We start from the raw sequence: 391 nt of genomic DNA on the forward strand, positions 1-391 counted from the left end.
AGCAGCGCACGTTGCGTTCGGCCGCCAATCTGGTGCAGCAGTTGCAGACAATCGACCCCGCAACGCTGCCGCGGCCGCCATCAACGATGACCGACTTTGGCGTCGGGCAGCTTGACGCCTTGATGGAGACAACCCCAAGCCTGTTGGCAGCCATGTTTCCGGGCCACAACCCGCCGCTGGATCAGGCCTTGCCCTTGTGGCGTGAACGCATTGCGGCGTTGCCGCGTGGATTCAGTCACGGTGACCCCAGTATCGGCAATGTGCTGCCAAACGGCTGGGTGCTGGACTGGGACAATTGCGGCCTGTTTCCGCTGGGCCATGACGCGGCCCATTACCTGGCGCTGCGTCACAGGCAGGCAAGCTGGGACAGGATTTGCCAGTTGTTCAATGC

Annotated in this window: 1 protein-coding gene; it reads left to right on the forward strand. The window is 62.7% G+C overall.

The window, feature by feature from the left end:
* Positions 1-391 (forward strand): phosphotransferase (locus tag P5683_RS25955; RefSeq protein ID WP_315669525.1); only part of this gene is annotated, 391 nt, incomplete at both ends.

This window comes from Limnospira sp. PMC 1279.21, assembly GCF_032349615.1.
Classification (GTDB): Bacteria; Cyanobacteriota; Cyanobacteriia; order Cyanobacteriales; family Microcoleaceae; genus Limnospira; species Limnospira fusiformis.